Origin of the sequence: Pelagibacterium sp. 26DY04, assembly GCF_031202305.1 — a bacterium.
In the GTDB taxonomy this organism is placed as follows: domain Bacteria; phylum Pseudomonadota; class Alphaproteobacteria; order Rhizobiales; family Devosiaceae; genus Pelagibacterium.
Genome location: NZ_CP101731.1, coordinates 2,539,040 through 2,564,569, shown reverse-complemented (window position 1 = coordinate 2,564,569; position 25,530 = coordinate 2,539,040). Strand labels below are relative to the sequence as shown.

The 25,530-nt window shown below is 62.1% G+C and carries 26 protein-coding genes and 1 pseudogene; 18 read left to right on the top strand and 9 right to left on the bottom strand.

The genetic code is table 11. The features are described from left to right. The first annotated feature begins 506 nt into the window (after positions 1-506). The 4 genes from NO932_RS12725 (at position 507) to NO932_RS12710 (ending at position 4,955) form a co-directional block, all read left to right on the top strand. Positions 507-2,267, top strand: a complete 1,761-nt coding sequence (locus NO932_RS12725) for an acetolactate synthase 3 large subunit (RefSeq protein ID WP_309207684.1) — start codon at positions 507-509, stop codon at positions 2,265-2,267. A gap of 445 nt (positions 2,268-2,712) precedes the next feature. After that, positions 2,713-3,267: an acetolactate synthase small subunit gene (ilvN, locus tag NO932_RS12720; protein ID WP_309207683.1), complete on the top strand. Its 555-nt coding sequence runs from the start codon at positions 2,713-2,715 to the stop codon at positions 3,265-3,267. Between the two features lie 99 nt (positions 3,268-3,366). Further along, positions 3,367-4,116 (top strand): pyridoxine 5'-phosphate synthase, encoded by a 750-nt coding sequence (locus NO932_RS12715; RefSeq protein ID WP_309207682.1) that lies wholly within the window; start codon positions 3,367-3,369, stop codon positions 4,114-4,116. A gap of 233 nt (positions 4,117-4,349) precedes the next feature. Further along, positions 4,350-4,955: an NAD(P)H-dependent oxidoreductase gene (locus NO932_RS12710; protein ID WP_309207681.1), complete on the top strand. Its 606-nt coding sequence runs from the start codon at positions 4,350-4,352 to the stop codon at positions 4,953-4,955. A gap of 81 nt (positions 4,956-5,036) precedes the next feature. On the opposite strand, the gene NO932_RS12705 is transcribed toward NO932_RS12710, so the two are convergent. From NO932_RS12705 to NO932_RS12695, 3 genes are all read right to left on the bottom strand, one after another. Then, on the bottom strand, positions 5,037-5,450 hold the full coding sequence (locus NO932_RS12705; protein ID WP_309207680.1) for a hypothetical protein: 414 nt from the start codon (positions 5,448-5,450) through the stop codon (positions 5,037-5,039). Between the two features lie 100 nt (positions 5,451-5,550). After that, positions 5,551-6,567 carry a zinc-dependent alcohol dehydrogenase family protein gene (locus tag NO932_RS12700; RefSeq protein ID WP_309207679.1) on the bottom strand — a complete coding sequence of 339 codons (1,017 nt, stop codon included), beginning with the start codon at positions 6,565-6,567 and terminating at the stop codon, positions 5,551-5,553. A 31-nt stretch (positions 6,568-6,598) separates the two neighbouring features. Further along, positions 6,599-6,994, bottom strand: coding sequence for a cupin domain-containing protein (locus tag NO932_RS12695; RefSeq protein ID WP_309207678.1), 396 nt, complete (start codon positions 6,992-6,994; stop codon positions 6,599-6,601). Between the two features lie 200 nt (positions 6,995-7,194). Here NO932_RS12695 and NO932_RS12690 point away from each other — a divergent pair, with 200 nt between their 5' ends. Further along, entirely contained in the window at positions 7,195-8,109 is a 915-nt protein-coding gene (locus tag NO932_RS12690) for a LysR family transcriptional regulator (RefSeq protein ID WP_309207677.1), read from the top strand. 255 nt (positions 8,110-8,364) lie between these two features. Here NO932_RS12690 and NO932_RS12685 read toward each other — a convergent pair whose 3' ends face one another. Continuing rightward, positions 8,365-9,267: a helix-turn-helix domain-containing protein gene (locus tag NO932_RS12685; RefSeq protein ID WP_309207676.1), complete on the bottom strand. Its 903-nt coding sequence runs from the start codon at positions 9,265-9,267 to the stop codon at positions 8,365-8,367. Between the two features lie 170 nt (positions 9,268-9,437). On the opposite strand from NO932_RS12685, the gene NO932_RS12680 reads away from it, so the two are divergent. From NO932_RS12680 to ilvC, 7 genes and pseudogenes are all read left to right on the top strand, one after another. Beyond that, positions 9,438-10,712, top strand: coding sequence for an extracellular solute-binding protein (locus tag NO932_RS12680; protein ID WP_309207675.1), 1,275 nt, complete (start codon positions 9,438-9,440; stop codon positions 10,710-10,712). Positions 10,713-10,777: 65 nt separating this feature from the next. Beyond that, positions 10,778-11,638, top strand: coding sequence for a sugar ABC transporter permease (locus NO932_RS12675; RefSeq protein WP_309207674.1), 861 nt, complete (start codon positions 10,778-10,780; stop codon positions 11,636-11,638). After that, a pseudogene (locus NO932_RS12670) lies at positions 11,635-12,342 on the top strand (carbohydrate ABC transporter permease); the annotation flags it as partial. The gene NO932_RS12675 and the pseudogene NO932_RS12670, both read left to right, overlap by 4 nt. Before the next feature lie 138 nt (positions 12,343-12,480). After that, entirely contained in the window at positions 12,481-13,566 is a 1,086-nt protein-coding gene (locus NO932_RS12665) for a sn-glycerol-3-phosphate ABC transporter ATP-binding protein UgpC (protein WP_309211041.1), read from the top strand. 28 nt (positions 13,567-13,594) lie between these two features. Then, entirely contained in the window at positions 13,595-15,616 is a 2,022-nt protein-coding gene (locus NO932_RS12660) for an aldo/keto reductase (protein ID WP_309207673.1), read from the top strand. A gap of 231 nt (positions 15,617-15,847) precedes the next feature. Beyond that, on the top strand, positions 15,848-16,477 hold the full coding sequence (locus NO932_RS12655) for a TetR/AcrR family transcriptional regulator (RefSeq protein ID WP_309207672.1): 630 nt from the start codon (positions 15,848-15,850) through the stop codon (positions 16,475-16,477). 131 nt (positions 16,478-16,608) lie between these two features. Then, on the top strand, positions 16,609-17,628 hold the full coding sequence (gene ilvC / locus NO932_RS12650) for a ketol-acid reductoisomerase (RefSeq protein ID WP_309207671.1): 1,020 nt from the start codon (positions 16,609-16,611) through the stop codon (positions 17,626-17,628). 117 nt (positions 17,629-17,745) lie between these two features. Here ilvC and NO932_RS12645 read toward each other — a convergent pair whose 3' ends face one another. From NO932_RS12645 to NO932_RS12630, 4 genes are read right to left on the bottom strand one after another with little or no spacing between them, the layout of a single operon-like run. Beyond that, complete coding sequence (locus tag NO932_RS12645; RefSeq protein WP_309207670.1) at positions 17,746-18,306, bottom strand: dihydrofolate reductase family protein; 561 nt, start codon at positions 18,304-18,306, stop codon at positions 17,746-17,748. Next, a complete protein-coding gene (locus NO932_RS12640; protein WP_309207669.1) occupies positions 18,307-18,756 on the bottom strand; it encodes an SRPBCC family protein in 450 nt (149 codons plus the stop codon). It abuts the gene before it with no gap. Beyond that, positions 18,753-19,094, bottom strand: a complete 342-nt coding sequence (locus NO932_RS12635) for a metalloregulator ArsR/SmtB family transcription factor (RefSeq protein ID WP_309207668.1) — start codon at positions 19,092-19,094, stop codon at positions 18,753-18,755. The genes NO932_RS12640 and NO932_RS12635 overlap by 4 nt, the downstream gene beginning before the upstream one ends. Before the next feature lie 47 nt (positions 19,095-19,141). Continuing rightward, on the bottom strand, positions 19,142-19,474 hold the full coding sequence (locus tag NO932_RS12630) for a helix-turn-helix domain-containing protein (RefSeq protein WP_309207667.1): 333 nt from the start codon (positions 19,472-19,474) through the stop codon (positions 19,142-19,144). A gap of 110 nt (positions 19,475-19,584) precedes the next feature. Here NO932_RS12630 and NO932_RS12625 point away from each other — a divergent pair, with 110 nt between their 5' ends. The 5 genes from NO932_RS12625 (at position 19,585) to NO932_RS12605 (ending at position 23,729) form a co-directional block, all read left to right on the top strand. Further along, positions 19,585-20,289 carry a glutathione S-transferase family protein gene (locus NO932_RS12625; protein WP_309207666.1) on the top strand — a complete coding sequence of 235 codons (705 nt, stop codon included), beginning with the start codon at positions 19,585-19,587 and terminating at the stop codon, positions 20,287-20,289. Positions 20,290-20,437: 148 nt separating this feature from the next. Further along, positions 20,438-21,331 (top strand): PhzF family phenazine biosynthesis protein, encoded by an 894-nt coding sequence (locus NO932_RS12620; RefSeq protein ID WP_309207665.1) that lies wholly within the window; start codon positions 20,438-20,440, stop codon positions 21,329-21,331. A 76-nt stretch (positions 21,332-21,407) separates the two neighbouring features. Next, positions 21,408-21,839, top strand: coding sequence for a hypothetical protein (locus NO932_RS12615; protein ID WP_309207664.1), 432 nt, complete (start codon positions 21,408-21,410; stop codon positions 21,837-21,839). 78 nt (positions 21,840-21,917) lie between these two features. Continuing rightward, positions 21,918-22,046: a hypothetical protein gene (locus NO932_RS12610; protein ID WP_309207663.1), complete on the top strand. Its 129-nt coding sequence runs from the start codon at positions 21,918-21,920 to the stop codon at positions 22,044-22,046. Between the two features lie 135 nt (positions 22,047-22,181). Then, entirely contained in the window at positions 22,182-23,729 is a 1,548-nt protein-coding gene (locus tag NO932_RS12605; protein WP_309160636.1) for a 2-isopropylmalate synthase, read from the top strand. A gap of 28 nt (positions 23,730-23,757) precedes the next feature. On the opposite strand, the gene NO932_RS12600 is transcribed toward NO932_RS12605, so the two are convergent. After that, entirely contained in the window at positions 23,758-24,594 is an 837-nt protein-coding gene (locus NO932_RS12600) for a leucyl/phenylalanyl-tRNA--protein transferase (RefSeq protein WP_309207662.1), read from the bottom strand. 225 nt (positions 24,595-24,819) lie between these two features. Here NO932_RS12600 and msrA point away from each other — a divergent pair, with 225 nt between their 5' ends. Next, positions 24,820-25,434 carry a peptide-methionine (S)-S-oxide reductase MsrA gene (msrA, locus tag NO932_RS12595; RefSeq protein ID WP_309207660.1) on the top strand — a complete coding sequence of 205 codons (615 nt, stop codon included), beginning with the start codon at positions 24,820-24,822 and terminating at the stop codon, positions 25,432-25,434. Positions 25,435-25,530 lie beyond the last annotated feature (96 nt).

The window sequence follows — 25,530 nt, the reverse complement described above, 5'->3', positions numbered from 1 at the left end:
CGTGCTTTCCTGGCACGGGCCTTTTTCGTTTGGGGGAGCGTGGAGGCGGAGAACGGGAGAGCGCCGGGGTTAAAACCGCTGTGTGGGTGTGCTGCCGCCCGCCTCTAGCGCTGACGGCGATGCGGGAGAGGGGACGGCAAGAGCCGAGAGCGGCGCGCATACCTTGCCCCGGGTCAAGCCCGGGGTGACACGGTGGTGTGGTGGAGAGGGTGGTGGACACCTCAATTGTGTGGAGGCTTTGCGGGTGTCTGGGGCGGGCTCGAAGAGGAGGCGTGGTCATTTAGCGCTTGACCGAGGGCGTACCCGGCGGTACCAATGGTGCGAAATTTTGGAGAAGCTCCGTGAAGACGGCACTTATTCTTGTAGTAGGCAGGCGCATCGCAACATGAGGGAATAACCCTCGTGCGAATTGCGGTGCGCCGAAGACAGGTCCCTAACGGGGCCTTTTTTATTATCCAAATTCCGCCGGTGGCGGAGAAAAGTAGGACAGTAGGGGAGTGGCTGAAATGGCCGAACAGATGACCGGCGCCGAAATGGTTGTGAGAGCGCTGATGGATCAGGGGGTCGAACACATCTTCGGATACCCCGGTGGCGCGGTGCTGCCGATCTATGATGCGATCTTCCAGCAGGACAAGGTCCAGCACATCCTCGTCCGCCACGAGCAGGGCGCGACGCATATGGCCGAGGGCTATGCCCGCTCGACCGGCAAGTGCGGCGTGGTGCTGGTGACCTCGGGGCCGGGCGCGACCAATGCGGTGACCGGGCTGGCCGATGCGCTGCTCGACTCGATCCCGCTGGTCTGCATTTCCGGGCAGGTCGCGACCCCGCTGATCGGTTCGGACGCCTTCCAGGAGTGCGATACGGTCGGGATTACCCGCAACTGCACCAAGCACAACTACCTGGTCAAATCGATCGAGGATCTGCCGCGCATCCTGCACGAAGCGTTCTATATCGCGACCTCGGGGCGGCCGGGGCCGGTGGTGATCGATATTCCCAAGGACATCCAGTTCGCGGTGGGCAAATATTTCAAGCCCCAGAGCGAGCCCAGCCACCCCACCTACAAGCCGCAGATCGAGGGCGACATGGAGGCCATCCGGGTTGCCGTGGACCTGATGCTGCGCGCCGAACGGCCGGTGTTCTATACCGGAGGCGGGATCATCAATTCAGGGCCGGAAGCGAGCCGCAATCTGCGCGAGCTGGCGGAATTGACCGGCTTTCCGGTGACCTCGACGTTGATGGGGCTGGGCGCCTATCCGGCCAGTGGCAAGCAATGGCTGGGCATGCTGGGCATGCACGGCACCTATGAAGCCAACATGGCCATGCACGATTGCGACCTGATGATCTGTCTGGGCGCGCGGTTCGACGACCGGATCACCGGCCGGATCGACGCGTTTTCACCCAACAGCCGCAAGATCCATGTCGATATCGACCCCTCTTCGATCAACAAGAACATCATCGTCGACATCCCGATCATCGGTGACGTCAACCACGTGATGGAAGAGATGATCCGTATCTGGCGGGCCAAGACCAACCAGCCGCGCACCGAGGCGATAGCGCCGTGGTGGAAGGCGATCGAGAAGTGGCAGAGCGTCAATTCGCTCGGGTTCACCAACTCCGATACGATCATCAAGCCCCAGCACGCGATCCAAAGGCTTTACCAGGCCACCAAGGATCGTGACGTCTACATCACGACCGAGGTGGGCCAGCACCAGATGTGGGCGGCGCAGCATTTCCATTTCGATCAGCCCAATAGGTGGATGACCTCGGGCGGGCTGGGCACGATGGGATATGGACTGCCGGCTTCGATCGGGGTGCAGGTGGCCCATCCCGATGCGCTGGTGATCGATATCGCCGGGGAAGCCTCAGTGCAGATGACCATGCAGGAGATGAGTACGGCGCTACAGTACGAGCTGCCGGTCAAGATCTTCATTCTGAACAACGAATATATGGGCATGGTGCGCCAGTGGCAGGAATTGCTGCATGGCGGGCGCTATTCGCACTCCTATTCCGATGCCTTGCCCGATTTCGTGAAGCTTGCCGAGGCTTATGGCGGGCACGGGATCAGGTGTTCCGACCCTGCCAAGCTCGACGATGCAATCGACGAGATGATCAACATCAGAAAGCCGGTGATCTTCGACTGCCTGGTGAGCAAGGAAGAGAACTGCTTCCCCATGATCCCATCGGGCAAGCCGCATAACGAGATGATCCTGCCCGATACGGCAGATATTGGGAATATTATCGATGAGAAGGGGAAGGTGCTGGTTTGATTTCAAGTGAGGGCGGGGCTGCAATGGCAAGCCGCCGCGCTTCCGGTGCCCACGTATTCCAAGTACGTTTCGTTCCGGTTCTCGCGGCTCACGATTTTGCTTCACCCGACTTGAAATAGCGTGGTGGCGGGTTCGGCCTGGCGGCCGACGCATCGGCAAAGCCGATGCGGCCCCCTCACCCCCGGCCCCTCTCCCACGAGGGGAGAGGGGGGCTCTTGGGGAACGCCAAAGCTTACATGAGCTCGGATCCCCCTTTCCCTAGTGGGGAACTTAACGGATGGGCTCTTGGGGCAGGGGTGCCTCCCAACCGGAGCGTTGCAACCCGCTGCCCTTCTCCCCTGGTGGGAGAAGGTGGCCGGAGTGAAACGGAGGTCGGATGAGGGGGGGCAGAGCGTGCAAGATGAGCCGGCGTCGATGCCGGGAAGAGGATTTGAGGACAATGAACATGAACGCCAATTTGCTGCCGACCGGGTCGGTCTATTTCATGCCGTCGCAGACGGAAGCCGAAGAACGTCATACGTTGACGGTGCTTGTCGATAACGAGCCGGGGGTTCTAGCCAGGGTGGTGGGACTGTTTTCGGCGCGCGGGTTCAATATTGACTCGCTCACGGTTTCCGAGACCGAGCACGACAAACACCGGTCGCGGATCACCGTGGTGACGGTGGCGACGCCCAAGGTGCTGGCGCAGATCAAGCTGCAGCTCGAGCGGCTGGTGCCGGTGCATAAGGTTCACGATCTGACCCAGGAAGGTAACGCCATCGAGCGCGAGCTGGCTCTGGTGAAGGTCGCCGGGGCCGGCGACAATCGCGTGGAAGCGCTGCGGCTGGCCGATGCGTTCCGCGCGCAGGTGATCGATGCGACGACAGAAAGCTTCGTTTTCGAGATCACGGGCAAGTCGAGCAAGGTTGAACAGTTCGTGGCGCTGATGGTGCCGCTGGGGCTGGTCGAGGTGGTGCGCACCGGACTTGCCGCGATCACGCGCGGCCCGCAGGGGATGTAGGTTGTCCTCGCCCACAAGTAGTGGTTTGCGAAAATCGCAAAATTCGATAGACGAGGGCCGTACATTTCGTACGGCCCTCAGTTTTTCGATCCCGATGCCATGACCGAACTCTCCGTCAATCTCAATGCCGTGGCGCAATTGCGCAATCGGCGGAACCTTCCCTGGCCGAGCGTGGTCGGCATGGCGCGGATCGTGCTCGAAGCGGGGGCGGTTGGCGTCACCGTGCATCCGCGTCCCGACGAGCGCCACATCCGGCGCACGGACGTGTTCGATCTGGTCAACCTGCTGCGAACCGAATATCCGCATGCCGAACTTAATATCGAGGGCTATCCGACCGAAGCGTTTCTCGACCTGGTTGCAGCGGCCAATCCCAATCAGGTGACGCTGGTGCCCGATGCGCCCGAGCAGGCGACGTCCGACCATGGCTGGGACTTCCTTGCGCACAAGGCGCTTCTGACCGATGTGGTGGCCCAGCTCAAGACGCCGGGCCGGAGGGTATCGCTGTTCTGCGATCCCGACGCCGACCGGGAGGCGCTCGAAGCGGCCAAGGCGACCGGTGCGGATCGGGTCGAACTCTACACCGGGCCCTACGGGGCGTGCTTCGACAATGCCGAAGCGGCGGTGGCGGCGTTGGCCGACCTGGCCGAAACAGCCCATGCGGCCCATGCGGTGGGACTGGGCATCAATGCCGGCCACGACCTGACGCTGGCCAATCTGCCGGCGTTCAGCAACGCCGTTCCTTTTGTCGACGAGGTCTCCATCGGGCACGGCATCACGGCCGATGCGCTGATTTTCGGCTTTGCCGAGGCCACGCGGAAATATCTCGGCGTGCTCGGAAACGGGCGATAAGGCAGGGGCGCTGCCGTTTCCGAGGGCTGGCTGGTTTGTTTAGTGATGGCGAACAGTGGCTTGTTTCATGCGAACTCTTGATTGATATTCAATAGGTTAGCGGTTTCGCATTTGACGAAGCGTGGCGTTCTGGGTGTCTCGATTACAAAAGTGTGCCTACTTGCGCGTCTGGGGAGAAGAAACATATTGAGCCCTACTTACTGTTTGTAACCAGTTCCGTAGGGAAGATCGAAATGTCCAAACTCAAGATCGGTGTCATCATCTCGTCGACGCGCGACACCCGCTTTGCCGACAAGCCCGCCCAGTGGATCGTTGAAAAGGCCAAGGAGCGCCCCGAGCTCGACGTCGAAGTGCTCGACCTTCGCGATTTCGACCTGCCGTTCTTCAACGAGGTCGCTTCCAACGCCTGGGTGCCGACACAGGACCCTAAGGCCGTTGCCTGGCAGGAAAAGCTCGCCGAATTCGACGGGTTCATCTTCGTCGTCGCCGAATACAACCGCGCCATCACCGGCGCGCTCAAGAACGCGATCGACCAGGCCTATGTCGAATGGAACAAGAAGGTCGGCGGCATCGTCGCCTATGGTTCGCTGGGCGGTGCCCGCGCGGCCGAGAACCTTCGCACCATCATGATCGAACTGCAGATGGTTCCGACCCGTTCGGCCGTTCACATCGGCGGCGGCGAGTTCATGAAGGTTTCCCCGCTGGGCGAAAACGCCGATATCTCGGCGATCGAAGGCGCCATCGCCAACAGCGCCAAGGACATGCTCGACCAGCTCACCTGGTGGGGTAATGCCGCCAAGGCCGCCCGCCAGAACGACCTGGCTCAGGCCGCCGAATAACGGACGATCCTCCTCCTCCTCCCGTCCGTTTGGAAGGGTCACCCGCTGGGTGGCCCTTTTTTGTCGCCTTGGCTGAATATTCTAACGCGGCATGTCCGGGCAGACGAAGGGGACGGCTGCGGCGGCGTAACGCTTCTCGACGATCTCGTCGCCCAGATGCAGGGCCAGGACGAGTTCGGCCTCGTTGAGTTCGATGATGTCGGCTTCGATGGTCGCGGTGTCTTCCTGCCAGCTCAGCGATTCCTCGCCGGTCATTTGCCAGTTCGAGAGGCGATAGGTTTCCCAGCACGAATCCTGGAGCATGGTGCCTTCGGAGAGGAAGACCACCATCGAACCGGGCAGGCCCGCGTCTTGTTCCGATTGCACCCAGAACCTGTCGGTGAGCGAGGCGCCGATTATGGGCGCCGAGGTCATTTCGTCGATCTCCTGGGCCGTTGCGGGGAGGCTGGCCAGGGTGGCGGCGACAGCAAGGATGGGAAGGAGGTGGCGGTGCATGGGAGTCTCACATTGGTTGCCGCAGGTTCGCGGGTGAGTGTGCCCAAACTTTGGTGGAGAGGAAAGGGGCCGGACGGCGCCGGTCCCTTTCGGATGTGGATCAGACGCGCAGAAGCGTCTTGATGGCGCGGCGCTCGTCCATGGCCTTGTAACCTTCGGCCACGTCGGCGAGCGGCAGGGTAAGGTCGAAGACCTTGCCGGGATTGATCTTGCGGGTGAGCACGAGATCCATCAGATGGGGCAGGAAACGGCGGACGGGAGCCGGGCCGCCAAGCATGCCAACCTGATTGAAGAACAGGTTCTGGCCGTCGAACTGGACGCCGTGGGGAACGCCGACATAGCCGATCATCGAGCCGGGGCGGGCCACCTGGAGGGCCTGGTTCATCGATTGCTGCGTGCCCACGCATTCGAGCACCGAATCGGCGCCGATGCGGTTGGTCATCTCCTTGATCCTGGCGATGCCTTCCTCGCCGCGTTCGGCGACGATGTCGGTGGCGCCATATTCGAGGGCCAGATCCTGGCGGCTCTTGTGGCGGCTCATGGCGATGATGCGGTCCGCGCCCATCTCCTTGGCGGCGAGGACGCCCATGAGGCCAACCGCGCCATCGCCGACGACCACCACGGTGGAGCCGGGCTGTACCCGTGCCGCATCGGCGGCATACCAGCCGGTGCCCAGAACGTCGGAAACGGCAAGAAGGCTCGGGATCAGATCCTCGTCGGGCATTTCATCGGTGGCGACCAGCGTGCCGTCGGCCAGGGGAACGCGGGCATAGCTTGCCTGGGCGCCGGTCATGAACTCGCGCTGCTCGCACGAGGATTGGAAGCCGTGAGCGCAATGGGGGCAGGTGTTATCGGAAAGGACGAAGGAGCCGACCACGAACTGGCCGGGTTTGACGGTCTTGACGTCGCTGCCCACCTCAACGACCACGCCGCAATATTCGTGGCCCATATGCTGGGGCTCGGTGATGTCATTGGCGCCGCGATAGGGCCAGAGGTCCGAGCCGCAGATGCAGGTGGCCGAGAGCTTGATGATGGCGTCGGTGGGCTTGAGGATGGTGGGATCGGCCACTTCCTCGAAGCGGACGTCGCCGGGGCCGTGAAGAACGGTTGCGAGCATAGTAATCTCCGTTGGTTTTTCGGATCGATGATCAGGCGCCGTATTGGGCGTCGGTGACGTGCTCCATCCAATCCACTGCCTTTCCGTCCTGGACTTCCTGGAGGGCGATGTGGGTCATCGCGGTTTCGGGGGCGGCCCCGTGCCAGTGTTTTTCGCCGGGGGCGAACCACACAACGTCGCCGGGGCGGACGTCCTCTATGGAGCCGCCAAGGCGCTGAACGCGTCCGTGGCCGGAAACGATGAACAGCGTCTGGCCCAGGGGGTGGGTGTGCCAGGCGGTGCGCGCTCCCGGCTCGAAGGTGACCTGAGCGCCTTGGACGCGATCGGCGTCGAAGGGGTTGAACAGCGGATCGATGCGGACACTACCGGTGAACCAGTCCGCAGGGCCCGTGCCCGAAGGGCGGGAGCCTGCGCGTATGATTTCCATCTTCACTCTCCTGTTGGTGGTTCGTTGCGGGTGAATGTGCCGAGCGCGCGCAACGGTTTGGTGTCGGAGCGTTGGTGGTAAGCCAACATAGCGCCAAGTGTTCGATATAGAGCGATTATAGGCCGAGGCACCGCTTCCCGATTAGTCGTTGCAATTGGTATGGACTTATTCATCCTCGATATAAATCAAGGAGACGAGCGATGAACCGGCGCGACCTCAACGACATGCTGTGGTTTCTGGCGGTAGCCGAGGAGCGCAGCTTTACCAGGGCGGCTGCAAGGCTGGGAACGTCGCAATCGACGCTCAGCCATACGATCAAGAGGTTGGAGGCACGGCTGGGGTTGCGGCTTTTGACGCGCACCACACGTAGCGTTTCGCCCACGGAAGCAGGGGAACGGCTATTGCGGGCGCTCGCGCCGCGCATTCAGGACATCGAGAGCGATGTCGATGCCTTGATGGCGTTTCGCGACAAGCCCTCCGGCAGCGTGCGCATCACCTTGTCCGATCATGCCCTCGACTGGATCGTCTGGCCCAAGCTCGGGCCGGTGCTGCGCGACTATCCGGAAATCCATGTCGAGTTCAGCATCGACAACGGCTTCCGCAATATCGTCGAGGAAAGGTTCGATGCCGGAGTGCGGTTAGGGGAGAGCGTCGACAAGGACATGATCGCGGTCCGCATAGGGCCGGATTGGCGACTCGTGGCGGTGGCATCGCCGGACTATCTGGCGCGGCATCCGGCGCCCCTTACGCCGCAGGAACTGGTGGGGCACAATTGCATCAATCACCGCCAGTCCCGATCTGGCGGGCTTTATGCCTGGGAGTTCGGCAAGGACGGTCAGGAATTGCGCGTGCGCGTGGAAGGGCAGCTCACCTTCAACAGCTCGGTCGCCATGATCGGGGCAATCGAGAGCGGGCTGGGCATCGGCTATGTGCCCGAAAACACGGTTGCCGAAGGGATTTCGTCAGGCCGTCTGGTTCAGGTGCTCGACGACTGGTCGCCGATGTTTGCCGGGTATTACCTCTATTATCCCAGCCGGCGGCAGAACTCGCCGGCCTTTGCGGTGGTCGCCAACGCGCTGCGGCAGAGCGATACGCGAAAGATTCAACGGGCGTGAAGGGAGGCGCTGCGGTGGACGTCGCAGGGTAGTGGTAATCGCGCCGAGGCCAGGAACCCCGGCAAAAAGCACCGACGCGGCAATATTGGTATTGGCGGTGCGCCCGGCACGCGACCGATCAGCAAGAATGTAGCGCGAATGATCCGGTCGGTGATGCCGCTGATGTTCATGAGTTTGGCAGTGAGGATATAGAACGGTACCTTCTGCTCAGGATGCAAAAAGGTATTTTGGGGGGTGGGCGCCTTTTTGATATTCTTAGTGGTCGACCACCAAAGCTTGGTTGTCGCGTGCGGCGCGGCGATAGTCGGTTGGGCTCATTCCTGCCAGCCTACGAAAAGTGGCGTTGAAGGCCGACAGCGAGCCAAAGCCGCTCTCCATGGCTATTCCGAGCACATTGGTCTCATCACGCAGCAATAACGATTGGGCGTAGGAAAGCCGCAGCAGGCTCACATATTCGTTGAGCGTCATGCCAGTGGATTTCTTGAAAACGCTCATGGCGTATTTGGGGTGGATATCGACCGAGGATGCGATGGCGCTGGAGTCGATATCGTGCCGGAAATTGGCGGCGATATAGGAGCAGATCTTACCGATGTTGTGGAAGCTCTGCCGGTCGGGCGCCTCGGCGGGCGCGGCATCGGTGGTCGTGGCGTCGAGCAGGCGGTAGTTCTCGAACTGAACGCGCTCGATGCGCAAAAGCAGCTCGTCGATCGCGTTGCCGACCCGCGCCGGATCGGCGGAGCGCAGATAGTCCGACCACCGCGCAAAGGATTTGTGATCGCCCGGATCGGGTTCGGCCGGCAGGAGCGTCGCGCCGCGCATCAGGCGCTGCTGGATGTCGGAGGGGAGCCGCAGGCGGAAGAAATGGACGAGCGGAAGATGGATGGCGATGAACAGCGGGTTCTCGCTGGTGTCGACGACCCGATGGGGCAGCCCGCCCCAGAACAGACACATATCGCCCTCGGCCAGATGCACGGAACGCCCCTGCATCTGGTAGTCGACCGAACCTGAAAAGACGTAGTTGATCTCGACCTGGGCGTGCCAATGGGCCGTCGCCATGATGCCCGGTTGCTCGTGGCTGATCACCAGCTTGTTGGGCACGCTCTCGACTGTGCTCTTGAGCGGGTTCCAGTAGCGCTTCTCACCTATCTTACTTTCCAACGACTTCCCCTTCCCATTCAGCGAGACGCCGCTTTTGACTAAGCTAGTGTAAGCGCGTGTCCAGAAAAAGTGGAAACCACTTTTTCGGTCGGACACGCGACCAACAAATACTCAGAACCCTGGTTCTGAGGCGGCCCGAAATCCGGGCAACACAAATGGGAGGAACTTCAATGCGTCTAACCATAAGGTGCGCCACAGCGGCGCTTGCGCTCGGAACCGCTGGCAGCGCCTATGCCCAGTCGGGCGAGATCACCATCTGGAGCTGGGACGTTGCGGCGTCCTCGCTGGAAGCGACTGTCGAGGGCTTCAATGCCCAATATCCCGACGTGACCGTCACCGTCGAGGACCTGGGCAACCAGCAGGTCTTCGACCGCACGCTGGCCGGCTGCGCCGCCGGCGGCTCGGGCCTGCCCGACATCATTTCCATCGAAAACTCCGAAGCGGAAATCTTCTGGGCGCAGTTCCCCGATTGCTTCGCCAATCTCAGGGACCTCGGCTACACCGACGAGATCGCCTCGGGCTTTCCCGACTTCAAGCGGGTCGAACTCGAAGTGGGCGATGTGGCCTATGCCATGCCCTGGGATTCCGGCCCGGTCGTGATGTTCTACCGGCGCGACTTCTATGAGAATGCCGGCGTCGATCCGGCGTCGATCGCCACCTGGGACGATTTCATCGAAGCCGGGATTGCGGTTGCCGAGGCCAATGCGGGCGTCGTGATGGCACAGGCCGATTTCAACGGCGATACCGAATGGTTCCGCATGCTCGCCAACGAGCAGGGCTGCGGCTATTTCGATGCCGAAGGCACGGAAATCGCCGTCAACCAGGCCGGGTGCGTCGCCGCGCTCGATGCGGTCAAGGCGATGTATGACGCGGGCGTCCTGGTTGCGGGCAATTGGGACGAGCGCATCCAGGCCATTCAGGCCGAAACCGTCGCCAGCCAACTGTTCGGCGCCTGGTATGAGGGGACCATCCGTTCCAACGCCCCCGAGCAGGAAGGCCTGTGGGGCGTTTATCCGATGCCTTCGGTCACCTCCGATGGGCCGCGCGCCGCCAATCTGGGCGGCTCCTCGCTGGCCATCACCTCGACCTCCGACAATCAGGAAGCGGCCTGGGCCTATGTGAACTACACGCTGGGCACCAATGAGGGCCAGGTCACCATGCTGCGCGAATACGGGCTGGTGCCCTCGCTGCTCTCGGCGCTCGAAGACCCCTATGTGGAAGAGCCGCAGCCCTATTGGAGTGACCAGGCCATCTGGGTCGATATCCTGGGAACGCTCGACCGCGTCGTCCCTTCGCGCGGTACGCCGTTCTTCGGGGACGCGGACGCCGTGGTGCAGACGGTGCAGACCCAATATCTCAACGGCGGCTACGACAGCGCGCAGGCGGCGCTCGACGACGCTGCCAACCAGATCGCGCTGGCCACCGGCATGCCGATCGCGCAGTAATCCTCCCAGGGGGCGAGCCGGTCCGGTGGGCAGGCCCGCCCCTCCCTGTTTTCTGGAGACGATCGATGCGCGCCAGCACGCGAACCGCATATGGTTTTCTCGCGCCCTATCTCGCGATCTTCGCGCTCTTTTGGGTGTGGCCGATCATCTATTCGTTCTACCTCTCCTTCATGGCCACTCGCGTCCAGCCCTGGACGTTCAACCCTACATTCAACTGGGGCCGGCTGATCATCGATCCGGCCTTCGCCAACGCGCTCAAGAACACGCTGATCATCCTCGTCATCCAGGTGCCGGTGATGATTGCGCTGGCAACGCTCCTGGCCGTGCTACTCAATTCGCACCTGCTCAGGGCGCGCGGCATCATGCGCTTTGCGTTTTTCGCGCCGGTGGTGGTGGGCGAGGTCGCCTATGCCGCGGTGTTCCGGCTGATGTTCAACGCCGATTTCGGGGTGATCAACAAGCTCATCGCCGGGGTGGGCCTCGAGCCCGTCGCCTGGTTCTCCAACCCCACGGCTGCAATGGCGCTGATCATCATGGCGGTCACCTGGCGCTGGGTGGGGTATAACGCCATCATCATCCTCTCGGGCCTGCAATCGATCCCCGAGGACGTCTATGAGGCGGCAACGCTCGACAGGGTATCGAAGACCAGACAGTTCTTCTTTATCACCCTACCGCTGCTGCGTCCGATCATCCTCGTCTGCGTGGTGCTCTCGGTGATCGGCACCATGCAACTTTTCGCCGAGCCGTTCCTGATCACCAATCGCGGCGGGCCGGGTGGGGCGACCGAGACGCTGGGGCTGTTCCTCTACCGGCAGGGCTTTACCGTCCTCAATTTCGGCTATGCCTCGGCGGTCGCCTATACGATCGCAGCCCTGGCGGTGGTCATCTCGCTCCTCAATCTCTGGCTGGGGAGGGAGGAGAGATGAGATCGAAATCGGCGACCACGCTCACCCGGACACTCGCGCTGCACGCGGTGCTGGTGCCGCTGGCGATCGTGTGGCTGTTCCCGATCTGGATGATGGTGGTCTTTTCCACCCAGCCAGAGAATTCGATCTTTTCGGGCCAGCTCAACCTGCTGCCGTCGGACCAGTTCTGGGTCAATTTCAACCAGCTTCAAGCCGATACCGGCTTTTTGCGCACTGTGTTCGTCTCGGTGGTCGTGGCGCTGGTCTATACGATCGCGTCGGTGCTTTTGACATCGATGGCCGGCTGGGCCCTGGCCCGCTATCGCTTCTTCGGCAAGGGCGCGGTGGTCGCCATAATCCTCGGCACCCTCACCTTGCCCTATTTCGTCGTCGTTATCCCCCAATTCATCATGGTGGCGCGCGATCTCGGGCTTGGGAACACCTGGTTCGCGCTGATCGTGCCCCCGCTCTTCAATTCGCTCGGGGTGCTGTTCATGCGGCAATCGTTTTCCATGATGCCGGGCGAGTTGTTCGATGCGGCGCGGGTGGAGGGGGTGAAGGAGTGGCAGATTTTCCTGCGCGTCGCCCTGCCCATGGCGCGGCCGACGATAGCAGCGCTCGCCATCATCCTGTTTCTTGCGAGCTGGAACAATTATCTCTGGCCGCTGCTCATCAACAACCGGCCCGACATGATGACGGCGCCTGTGGCGCTCGGTTCGCTGATCGGGCTCACCCGGGTCTCGTGGGGCGGGATCATGACCGGGGCCGTGGTGCTGACCGTGCCATGCTCATCGTCTTCGTGCTGCTCCAGCGCCATTTCGTGGCCGGCATCGCCGCCGGCGCGATCAAATAGAGGAGGCCCAATGGCCGGCGTCACACTGAGCAATGTGAAAAAGCGCTTCGGCGCGTTCGAGGTGATCCACGGCGTCGATATCGAAGTCGCCGATGGCGAGTTCGTGGTCTTCGTCGGCCCGTCGGGCTGCGGGAAATCGACGCTGTTGCGCATGATCGCCGGATTGGAGGACATATCGGACGGCGAGATCGCCATCGGGGGGAGAACCGTCAACGATATCGAGCCCGCCGATCGCGGCATCGCCATGGTGTTCCAGTCCTATGCGCTCTATCCGCATATGAGCGTCGAACAGAATCTCTCCTTCGGGCTGCGCATGAACGGACGGCCAAAGGAAGACATCGCCCGCCGCGTCGAAAAGGCTGCTTCGATCCTGCAGATCGAGCCGCTGCTGGACCGCCGCCCGCGTCAGCTTTCCGGCGGGCAGCGCCAGCGCGTCGCCATCGGCCGGGCCATCGTCCGCGAACCTGAAGTGTTCCTGTTCGACGAACCGCTTTCCAATCTCGACGCCGAATTGCGCGTGCAGATGCGGGTGGAGATCGCGCGGCTGCATTCCGAACTCGGCACGACGATGATCTATGTGACGCACGATCAGACCGAAGCCATGACGCTGGCCGACAAGATCGTGGTGTTGCGCGAGGGCCGCGTGGAACAGATCGGTGCGCCGCTCGATCTCTATGACGACCCGGCCAACCAGTTCGTCGCCGGTTTCGTTGGCTCGCCGCGCATGAATTTTCTCGCCGCCCGCGTGCTCGACTCCCAGTCCGGCAGCGCAAGACTCGCGCTAATCAATCATGGCGATGTCGAGATCACCCTGCCACTGGCCGAGGCCGTTCCCCAAGGCGAAACTGTCACTCTGGGCATCCGTCCCGAGCACTTCGGCGATGCGGACGAGCCGGGCTGCCAGCTCACTGCCAAGGTGGACGTCGCCGAGCATCTGGGTGCGACGAGCTATATCTACGCCAATATGGCGAGCGGCGAGCAATTGATCATCGAACGCGCGCAATCGCGGTCCGAAAAAGACAATACCGAACTCACCGTCACCATTCCCGCACCCCGCGCCTATCTCTTTGACGGCAGCGGGCGGCGCATCCGATAACCTCGAACATCTCGAAAGCGATTTCTTCATGACGCAGCAGCACAAAGTCCGTTGGGGCATTTTGGGTCCGGGCACCATCGCGCGGGCCTTTGCCGGCGGGCTGGCCCATAGCCAATCGGGCGAACTCGTCGCCCTGGGCGCCCGCAACCCGGCCAAGCCCGACTATGCCGAGCATTTTCCCGGCGCCCGCGTCCACAATGGCTATGACGCGCTGCTGGCCGATCCCGAAATCGACGCCGTCTATATCGCAACGCCCCATCCCCAGCACGCGCAATGGGCCATCAAGGCCACCGAAGCGGGCAAGCATGTGCTGTGCGAAAAGCCGATGGGACTCACCGCGTTCGAAGCCGACGCCATGTTCCACGCGGCGCGCAAGGCCGGAACGTTCATGGGCGAAGCGTTCATGTATCGCCTGCACCCGATGACGGAAAAAATCGTCGATCTGGTGCGATCGGGCGAAATCGGCGAAGTGCGGGCCATCAAGTCGAGCTTCGGCTTCGCCATGCCGCGCTTCGATCCCGAGCACAGGATGTATGCCAACGATCTGGCCGGCGGCGGCATCCTCGATGTCGGTTGCTACCCGGTCTCCATGGCCCGGCTGATTGCCGGCGCCGCTGCCGGAAAGCCGTTCCTCGAACCGGAAACCGTTTCCGGCATCGCCCATCTGGGCGAGACCGGGGTCGATGAATGGGCGGCCGCGGTGCTCAAATTCCCCGGCGGTATTCTCGCCGAAGTCTCCTGCTCGGTCTCGCTCGCCCAGGACAATGTACTGCGCATCCTGGGCACCAAGGGTCGCATCGAGGTCGCCGATTTCTGGTTCGCGACCGGCCACAAGGGCGGCACGGCGATCATCGACATCGTCCGGCCCGACGGCACGCACGAGCCGGTGGAAGTCTCCGAGGCCGGCTGGCTCTATGCGTTCGAGGCCGAAGCCGCGAGCCGGGCCATCCTCGCGGGCCAAACCCAGTTCGCCTGGCCGGGCATGAGCTGGGACGACACGCTGGGCAATTTGGGTGTGCTGGACAAATGGCGCCGGACGGCGGGCCTCGAATACGAGATCGAAAAACCTTCCCTGCGCACCCACACGCTCAAGGGCGAAGCCCTGGCCGTCAAGGCGGATAAAATCGGCCGCACCAACGTCCCGGGCCTGCCCAAACCCATCTCCCGCGTCGCGCTGGGTTTTGAGGATTTCCGCAGCTTTGCCAGCGCCGCCATCCTGCTCGACGCCTTCTACGAGGCGGGCGGGAACGCCTTCGACACCGCTTTCATCTATGGCAAGGGCATCACCGAAAGTTTGTTCGGGGATTGGCAGGCCTCGCGCGGCGTGCGCGAAAATATCGTGGTCATCGGCAAGGGCGCGCATTCTCCGCTCACCTACCCCGAAACCATCGCCAAGCAGCTCGACATCAGCCTTGAAAAGCTCAAGACAGATTATGTCGACATCTATTTCATGCACCGGGACAACCTCGACGTGCCCGTAGGCGAATTCGTCGACGCCATGGACGCCGAGGTCAGGCGCGGCCGCATCCGCGGCCCGTTCGGGGGCTCGAACTGGACGCGCGAACGGTTCGACGAGGCCGTCGCCTATGCGCAGCGGACCGGCAGGACGGCGCCGGCTGCGCTGTCGAACAATTTCTCGCTGGCCGAAATGCGCGAGCCGATCTGGGAGGGCTGCATCGCGGCGGCCGACAAGGACTGGCGCAAATGGTTCGCCGAAAAGGGGGTTACCAATTTCGCCTGGTCGAGCCAGGGGAGGGGGTTCTTCACCGAAAAGGCGGGGCGGGACAAGACCGACAATGAAGAGTTGGTGCGCGTCTGGTACACCGAGGATAATTTCGCCCGCCGCGACCGGGCCATCGCGATGGCCCAGAGATTGGGCAAGAAGCCCATACATGTGGCACTGGCCTATTGCCTCTACCAGTCCTTCCCGGTCATTCCGCTGATCGGCCCACGTACACTGGCCGAACTCGATGATAGCCTGAAGGCAATGGACATCACACTTTCACCCGAGGAAATCGCGTGGCTAAGCGAAGGCATAGGTCATGAGTGAAGCAGTGAGGTGACTGCATGTTGTCATTCTTTAAAGCACGGTGAACCGGCTGAGGCGCCCGATCGGCGACGTCACCTCTCGGTGGTGGTGGTAGCAAAGATGTGCAGATCGGGCTTGAAAAAGGGCGAACCGTACCGTACGGTACGGCTAAGCAGGAAGAGCCGAGGTCCGCGGAAACGGGGCTCGGCCTCTTTTTAGAGTCTTGAGAGCCAATCGCCAAGAGTATTGTTCGTGACGCCGCCGCCCCTGACGATCAGCGAAGAAAGCCTGACAGACCGGCAGAAGGACGTGCTGGATGCAGCGTTGGGCCTTCTGGTCGAGGGTGGGGATGGGCTCACGATGACTGGCGTCGCGAGGCGCGCGAGCTGCTCGAAGGAAACGCTCTATAAATGGTTCGGGGACCGGGACGGGCTGCTGACGGCGACCGTGCAATGGCAGGCCTCCAAGGTTCGCATGGTGCCGGTGGATCGCGAGACGCTGGAAAAGCGCACGCTGGCGATCGCGCTGGAAAAGTTCGGGCGCGACTGGCTGACGGTGTTGACGGGGGAAACCTCGGTGGCGCTCAACCGGCTGGCGGTTTCCCACGCAGGGCAGGAAAAACGCAATCTTGGGCGGATCGTGCTCGAGAACGGGCCGATCGGCATGGCCAAGCGCTGCATTCCGCTGCTCGAAGCCGGGCGTGAGGCGGGGCTGCTTGAGTTCGAGGATGCCGACCAGACATTCCGTACCTTTTTCGGGCTCGTGGTGCGCGACACCCAGATCCGGATGCTTTTGGGCGAGCAGCGGCGGCCGAGCGAAGAGCTGATCGCGGCGCAGGCGCGGCGGGCCCGGGAACAGTTCTTCACGCTCTTCGGCGTGTGATTTTGGGGCATGCCAACGTTTCGCCAACGCCGGCATGCCCCAGCTATTTTTTCGTCGCGTTTCCGAACCGCAAAAGTGGGACCACTTTTGCTGGAAACGCTCCAACCGACAAGCGAGCTAGGGAGAGACCAATGCGCGTTTATTACGATCGGGATGCCGATCTCAATCTTCTGAAATCCAAGAAGGTCGCCATCATCGGCTATGGCAGCCAGGGCCGCGCGCATGCGCTCAACCTGCGCGATTCCGGCGTGACCGACATCGCCATCGGCCTGCGGCCGGGCTCCTCGACCGCCAAGAAAGTCGAGGCCGACGGCCTCAAGGTGATGAGCGTGGCCGAGGCTGCGGCCTGGGCCGACATGATGATGATGGCGACGCCGGACGAGCTGCAGGCCGACATCTATCGCGACGAAATCGCCCCCAATATCCGGGATGGCGCAGCGCTGGCCTTCGCGCACGGGCTGAACGTCCATTTCGGGCTGATCGAGCCCAAGAACACTGTCGACGTGCTGATGATCGCGCCCAAGGGCCCCGGTCACACCGTGCGTGGCGAATACGAAAAGGGTGGCGGGGTGCCGTGCCTCATCGCTATCCATCACGACGCGACGGGCAATGCCCATGATCTCGGCCTCGCCTATGCTTCGGGCGTCGGCGGCGGGCGTTCGGGCATCATCGAGACGACCTTCAAGGAAGAGTGCGAGACCGACCTGTTCGGTGAGCAGGCCGTGCTTTGCGGCGGTCTGGTCGAGTTGATCCGTGCCGGGTTCGAGACGCTGGTGGAAGCCGGCTATGCGCCGGAAATGGCCTATTTCGAGTGCCTGCACGAAGTGAAGTTGATCGTCGACCTGATCTACCAGGGCGGCATCGCCAACATGAACTACTCGATCTCCAACACGGCAGAGTGGGGCGAGTACGTGACGGGTCCGCGCATCATCACGAGCGAAACCAAAGCAGAGATGAAGCGGGTTCTGGCCGACATCCAATCGGGCAAGTTCACCTCCGAATGGATGCAGGAATATCGCGCCGGCGCGGCCCGGTTCAAGGGCATCCGCCGCAACAATGACAGCCACCAGATCGAGGAAGTCGGCGGCAAGCTGCGCGACATGATGCCGTGGATCAAGGCTGGCGCCCTGGTGGACAAGTCGCGGAACTAGGGGCCGCTAAGCCAATTGTCGTCTCCTCCCTTCGTTGTCCCCGGGTCAAGCCCGAGGACGACGAGGTCGAGAGGGTAGAGCATCGTCAAAGGCCGGCTTTTGCCGGGCCTTTTTTGATTAGGCGGATGCGTTTTCCACACCGTAGTAGAGAACGATACCGCCGTTCATGAGTGGCTGGCTCTTGAGGAGCTTGAGGTCGATTCGTTCGTCGGACGGCTTGAAGAGCAGATTGCCGCGGCCGAGCAGCAGTGGGGCAATGCCAAGGCGGTATTCGTCGACGATGCCGGCTGCGAGCAGGGTCGAGAGCAGGTCGGCGCTGCCGAAGACGTAGAAATTGCGGGTGGCGGCGCGTTTGAGATCGGCGATCGCCGAGACGATGTCGCCGCTGATAATCTTCGTATTGTTCCAGTCCGCTTCGGTCAGGGTGTCGGAGACGACGTATTTGGGAAGGCTGTTCATCGCGTCGGCGATGGTGCCGGTTTGCCTGGTCCAGTGGGCAGCCATGCCCTCATAGGTTCTGCGTCCGAAGATCAAGCCTTCGGCATCTTCTTGCTGGGCGATGGAGAGGGCTTCCAATTCGTCGCCCCAGACGGTTTCGTGCATCGAGAGGTCCCACGGCTCGGTGCCTTCGAAATAGCCGTCGACGCTTGCGATGTTCCAGACGATGAGCTTACCCATTTATTCCTCCACGACTTTGGCAAGGGCGGCCAGCAGGTCGACGGTGCCGATCTCGCGCATTTTCGGATCGTCGTAGCCGTCGAGAAAAGCGCCTTGTTCAGTGAGCTTCAGGCGCGTGCCGTCCTCGGCTTCGGTGAGTTCGATGGTGGTCAGCGAGGCCGAGATGTGCTGGCCGTCGGCGTCCATGTCGTAGGCGTAGATGATGCGTTCGTTCTCGATGATATCGAGATAGATGGCGTCGAACCTGAAGGAATGGACGCGGCCATGCGCGTCGACGACGCCGTGGCTGTGTTCCCGGCCGCCCACGCGGAACTCCATGGTGGCGTTGTCGTTTCCGAACCACTTGCTCTTGGTTTCGATATTGGAAAAGGCCGAAAAGACCTTGGCGCGAGGGGCTTTGTAGGTGCGTTCAAGGGTGAAGGTAGCGTGAACGACGTTGCGTTGTGTCATGTGTCTTGTTTCCCAGAGTCGGTTTCGAGAAGGGCGCCCAAGGCATCCAGGCGCCGTCCCCAGAGATTGCGGCGCTCGTTGATCCACTGCTCGGCACGGCTCAATGCCTGCGTGTCGAGCGTGCAGGTGCGCACCCGCCCGACCTTTTGCGAGGAGACGAGGCCCGCTTGCTCGAGGACGGAAAGATGTTGCAGCACGGTGGGCAGCGAAACGCCGAGCTGGCCGGCAAAGTCGCTGACCTTTGCATCCGATTTGCTCAGCCGATCGATCATCGCGCGGCGATTGCCGTCGGCCAGAGCGTGGAACATGAGATCGAGTTGCTGCGAATGATTAGGCATGCACCTAACTATCGCGTGGCAATGCTTAGGTCAATGCCTAAGTTTTATCAGTCGACTGGAGCGAGGGCAGGGGTCGAGGTTTCTTCCCACCAGTTGCCCAGGGCGTCGATCAGCGGCACGAGCTTTTGGGCGGCGGGCGTGAGATCGTATTCCACCCGCAGGGGATAGCCGGAAAACTCGGTGCGCTGGACGATGCCGGCGTCTTCAAGCTTGCGCAGCTCGAGCGTCAGCATCTTGTGCGAGATGGTGGGATTGTCGCGAAGCAGGTCACTGAAGCGCTTGGTGCCGTCCTTGAGGTAATAGATGAGCAGGGTGGGCCAGCGGCCGCTCAGGACCTGCATCACCTCTTCGATGGGGCAGCGGGAAACAAGGTCTTTCATCGTCGGCCTCGTGGTTACAAAAAGGTGCGTAATTTACTTGGGACCGCGATCGGCTAGGGTCCGGCACTCGCTGCGCAGCGTGATCGAAAGAAATCACGGAGAAGACAATCATGGAACCGATCCTTATTTATGGCTTCCCTGCAGGAAGTTCCATGGGGCTGATGGCTACCCTCGAATGGATGGGTTTGCCGCACCGGCTTTGCCGCGTCGATATGATGGGCGAAATGCGTGAACCGGCCTATCGGAGGCTCAACCAGCGGGTGGAAACGCCGGCATTGGTCACCGACAAGGGCGAAATCATCACCGAAACCATGGCGATTGCCGCCTGGCTCGAAGCGCGCGATAGCGAGAGACGTGTGAGCTTCGATCCGCTCAGCGGGCAAGCCGATCGCATGCATCAGATGATGGCGTTCATAAACACCGGCTTTACCGGTTCGTTCGGCCCGCTGTGGGCGGCGCTGGAGATGGAAACGCCCGATCCGCAGGTGCAGGCAGTGCTCCGAAAATTCGGGAGCCAAGCGGTGATCGAGCGGCATGACAGGCTCGAAGAACTGGTCGGCGATGACCGGTTTCTCGTGGGCGATCGCCCCAGCATGGCCGATGGCGTGCTGATCGGGGTGGCGCGATGGCTCGATTTCCATCAGGTCGCCGACAAGAGCCGATGGCCGAAGCTTGCGGCGCTGCGCGGACGGATCGAGGCGGAACCGGCGGTCAAATACGCTACGGCGCTGGAAAGCGGCGAGGCGGCGACTGGTAGCGGCGCATGCCTGGGGCATGTCGAACTCGCCGAGGTGATCGAGCGGTTCGGCAAGTGAGACGACCGGGCGCGGGGCATGGCCTCGCGCCCGCATGATCGGTGTTGCGTCTATCCATTTAACGGGGCTTTATCAAAAGCGGCTTAGACACACAGCCAGAGGCCGCGCCGTGGGAGGCAGGGCGGCTGGCCGATCAAGGACGCTGGCGATGAAACTTCCCTATTTCCTGCTCGATGTGTTCACCCGCGACCGGCTGAGCGGCAATCCGCTGGCCGTGGTGCTCAAGGCCGACGAGCTTTCGAGCACGCGGATGCAGGCGATCGCCGCCGAGTTCAATCTTTCCGAGACCGTGTTCGTCCTCGCACCCAAGGTCGAGCGCAACACGGCGACGCTGCGCATTTTCAGCCCTGTCAATGAGATGCCCTTTGCCGGCCATCCCACAGTCGGGGCCGCCGTGCTGCTGGGGTTGCAGAACCGGTTGAGCGCGGTGCGGCTGGAGCTGGGCGTCGGCAATGTCACTGCCGTGATGGAAAAAATCGACAAGCGGACCGGCGAGGCCAAGTTCGCGCTGCCCAGGCTTCCCGGGCGGACCGGGGAATTGACCGATATCGCGGCAGTCGCGGCGCGGCTGGGATTGTCCGAGAGCGATATCGGCTGCGATGGCATGATGCCGGCGCAGTATTCGGCCGGCAACGCCTTCTATCTGGTGCCTCTTGCCGACGCGAAAGCGCTCGAAAGGATCAAGCTCGAGCGGCGCGGATGGACGGATACGTTTTCGGGCGAGCGTAATTCGGTCTATGTGTTTGCGCCGACGCCGAAGGAGCGCGGCAATGACTATGCGGCGCGGATGTTCCACATCGCTCATGGGAGCGGGGAGGACGCCGCCACGGGCTCCGCGGCTGCGGCCCTGATCGGGCTTCTTGCGGAGTATGGCGGTTATGGCGACGGGCACCACGGGCTCAAGGTCCGGCAAGGGCGCGAGATGGGGCGGCCGAGCGAAATCGGCGTGCAGTTCAATCTCGAGGGCGGCGTGCTCAAGCATGCGGGTATCGGCGGGCCGGCGGTCATTTTCGCTGAAGGCGTGATCGATCTGGACGAGTGATTCTCTAAAGGCATTGCGGTTGACATCGGCAGATGGAGGAGCCACCTCTCATCAAGGGCTGTCTCGGGAGGACATCATGGGCATAGTCAATTCCCTGTTGCTTGCGGCGCATCTGGCCGGGCTGGCAATGATCGTGGGTGCCACTTTGGTGCTATGGCGCGCCGGAGGCGTTCTGGCGCGGGGTGAAGGAAGTCCGGGGCTCACCCGGCTTGGCGAGCGGGTGATCGTTCTGGGCGATATCGGGCTGGGGCTCAACTGGATCAGCGGCCCTGTGATGATCTTCACCAAATATGGCGGGTTCGGTGCTTTCGTGGGGCTGGGCCCGTGGTTCTGGCTCAAGCTGGCATTTGTCGTGGCACTCAGCGGAATGCTGGGCGCCGCCGGCGGCAATTTCCGCCGCGCGCGTGCCGACCAGACCGGCGCGGGCGGCCGGATCGAGCGCATTGGCGGGATTGCGGCGCTCTGCGCTTTGGGGGTGATCGTTTCCGCCGCCTTCACTTTTGGGTAGGCCGAGCCGACCAACAGGGTTGCAAGGCGCGCCAGTTTTGCCCATGATAGAAAAATAGAACGCAACCAGGCAGGACTAATGCGCCGTCGTATCAACCGCGCCATTGCCATAGCCGCCAGCAAGCAGAAGGCTTTGCAGGATCGTATCCTTATTGGATCGGCGCTGCTGGTCTCGCTTGCGCTTCTACTCCTCCTTATCAGCCCCTGATCACCGGCAGTCCGCTCGACGTGAAGCGGACGGGTCGTCAGGGGATAGCGCCACAACAGCCGAACAGAACTGATTGTCCGGCCCAGATCTGCTGCACCAAACGTTCGCGCAGGGGCCGATAGAGGAAGATCCAAGATGAGCACCAATACCGATCGCGTCTATATTTTCGACACCACCCTGCGCGATGGCGAGCAGAGCCCCGGCGCGACCATGACGCTGGAAGAAAAGCTCCAGGTTGCCGAAATCCTCGACACCATGGGCGTCGACATCATTGAAGCCGGATTTCCGATCGCCTCCAATGGCGATTTCGAGGCCGTCGCAACCATCGCCAAGCGGTCCAAGAATGCGGTGATCGCCGGGTTGGCCCGCGCCATTCCCGCTGACATCGACCGGGCCGGGGAGGCGGTGCGGTTCGCCAAGCGCGGACGCATCCATACGTTCGTTTCGACCTCGCCCATCCATCTGGCGCACCAGATGAAAAAGACCGAGGACGAGGTGCTTGAAATCGTCACCAAGACGGTGACCCAGGCTCGCAATCTGATCGACGATGTCGAGTGGTCGGGCATGGACGCTACGCGCACGCCGATCGAATTCCTCGCCCGCTGCACCGAGGCGGCGATCAAGGCCGGCGCGACGACGATCAACATTCCCGATACTGTCGGCTACTCGACGCCCGAGGATTACTACCGCCTGATCAAGGATCTGATCGAGATGGTTCCCAATTCGGATCAGGCGATCTTTTCAACCCATTGCCACAACGATCTTGGCATGGCGGTGGCCAATTCGCTGGCTGGCGTGCGGGCCGGGGCGCGGCAGGTGGAATGCACGATCAACGGCATCGGCGAGCGCGCGGGCAATGCGGCGCTCGAAGAAATCGTGATGGCGCTCAAGACTCGGGTCGATGCGCTGCCGTTCCACACCAATATCGAATCCACCGCGCTTTCGCGGGCTTCCAAAGTGGTGTCGGCGGCGGCCAATTTCCCGGTGCAGTACAACAAGGCCATCGTTGGCAAGAACGCGTTCGCCCATGAGAGCGGCATCCACCAGGACGGCATGCTCAAGAACGCTTTGACCTATGAGATCATGACGCCCGAAAGCGTGGGGATCAAATCCACATCGCTGGTGATGGGCAAGCATTCCGGCCGCCACGCCTTCAAGGAAAAGCTCAAGGATCTGGGGTACGAGCTGGCCGACAACCAGTTCCAGGAGGCGTTCCAGCGCTTCAAGGATTTGGCGGACCGCAAGAAGCACGTCTATGATGATGACATCGTCGCGCTGGTGGACGACGAGATGGGTTCGGGCGCCGATCGGATCAAACTGGTCGATATGAGCGTCACCTCCAAGACGGGTGGGGTGCATCGCTGCGAGCTCAAGGTTGCGGTCGACGGGAGGCCGGTCGAGGTAGCGTTTGACGGTACCGGTTCGGTGGACGCGATCTTTAATGCCATCAAGGCGGCCGTCGATGCCGATCCGCATCTAGTGCTCTATGCCGTCGACGGCGTCACCGGCGGCACGGATGCGCAGGCCAACGCGCATGTGCGGCTGGAGATGAACGGGCGGATCGCCTCGGGCAATGCGACGGAGCCCGACACGCTGGTGGCTTCGGCGCGCGCCTATCTCAACGCGTACAACCGCCTGCTCGTCGAACGCGGCGCGCCGGCACAGGGCGCCTTGGCGGGATAGGCATGGAGATCGAGCCGCTGATTAAGAGTCAGCGGCTCTTTTCATTGGAGGGGCTCGGCTGCGCCGGCTCCCACGCCGCCGTTTCGGCGAGCGAGAATTTGGCGGTCCATGAGCCATTGCCCAGCGTGGAGATGTCGGGGCTGTTCAGGAGCGCTGCATACTCGGCCCGCGGCAGGATCGTGCCGCCCAACGCTTGGACCCATGGCGACATGATCTGATGGTCGACGGCGGTAAAGCCGGCGCTTGCCAGATGATGGTAGAGGCTGACGATGGCGAATTTTGACGCGTTGTCGGCAGTGTGGAACATCGACAGCGCGGAAAAGACCGGGCCGACCGCCACCCCGAACAGACCACCAACGAGTGTGCCGTCCGCGTCGTAAATTTCGACCGAATGGGCATGGCCTTCGGAATGGAGGCGGCTATAGAGCGCCTTCGCCTGAGGCGTAATCCAGGTGAGGTGCAGGCGGGAAGCCTCGCGCGGGGCCGCGCATCCGTCCAGAACGCCGGCAAAATCGGTATCGAAGGCGACGCGCATATCGGTGCCGCGCATGGTGCGGCGGAAGCGCTTGGCGATGTGGACGTGCTTCAAATCCATGACGGCCCGCTGGGGAGGGGACCACCATTTCATCGAGCCCCAATGGCCTTGCGGATAAAAACCGCGCGCCATGGCCGCCAGCACGGTGGGCGTGGAAAGGTCGTGGGCAACGCCTGCAAAGCCCGGTGGAAGGTCGCGGATGCTGGCGGGGTCAGGGATTGAGGGCGTTGGGGCGACCCTGTCGCGGATGAGGTTCCAGACCAGAAACGGCACATAGCGCGCTCTCGGCGGGCGCAACCAATAGGCGGTGGCGAGCGCAAGGCGTTGCAAGCTCCATGATCCGGGCACTCTGTCACCCGGGGATACCAAGCTTGTCATCGTATTGGGCTCGCTAGGTCGATCACTTACGGAAGATATACTGTAACCGAACCGATTGGCGCATCATATTTGGGATTAATGGTTGCCAGAGCATTGCGACCTCTGGCCTCACGACGGATTGACTTGCCGGCGCCTTGAGCGGGGCCCAGTCTGTCTACCCTGGAGAGGAGATTGCCCATGCGCGGGACTTTGATTGCTTTCGGCCTTGCCGGCTTGAGCCTTTTCGCCGGTGCGCCGGCTTTCGCCGATACGGCGCTTTTCGCCGGCGGGTGCTTCTGGAGCGTTGAATCCAATTTCGACAAGGTCGAAGGGGTCACCGCCACGACGTCGGGCTTTGCCGGCGGGCATGTGGAAAACCCAAGCTACGAGCAGGTCGTCTATGAGGATACCGGTCATTATGAAGTGGTCGAGATCGAATACGATCCGGACGTGGTGAGCTTTGCGCAACTGTTGACGGTTTTCTGGCACACCACGGACCCGACCGATGCGGGCGGGCAGTTCTGCGATCGCGGCGAAAGCTACCGTACGGCGATCTTTGCGCTCGATGAGGAGCAGCGTCAGACAGCCGAAGCGAGCAAGGCCACATTGGCCGAGAAGACCGGACTGACCATCGTTACCGAGATCAAGGACGCGGCGCCTTTTTACGCGGCCGAGGATTACCACCAGAACTTCCACGTCACCAACCCGGTTCACTACGAGGCCTATCGCGTCGGGTGCGGGCGCGACATCCGCATCAATCAATTGTGGGGCGAGCAGGCGTTTCTGGGAACCAGCGCCAATCCGTTTCCTTAGAACCCAGAAAAATCTCGTTGGACGGGTGGACAGGGCGAAACGCGTTTGATAGAGAGGCCGAACTTCGGCGGTGCGCTGAGCGCGCCGCCCGATGGT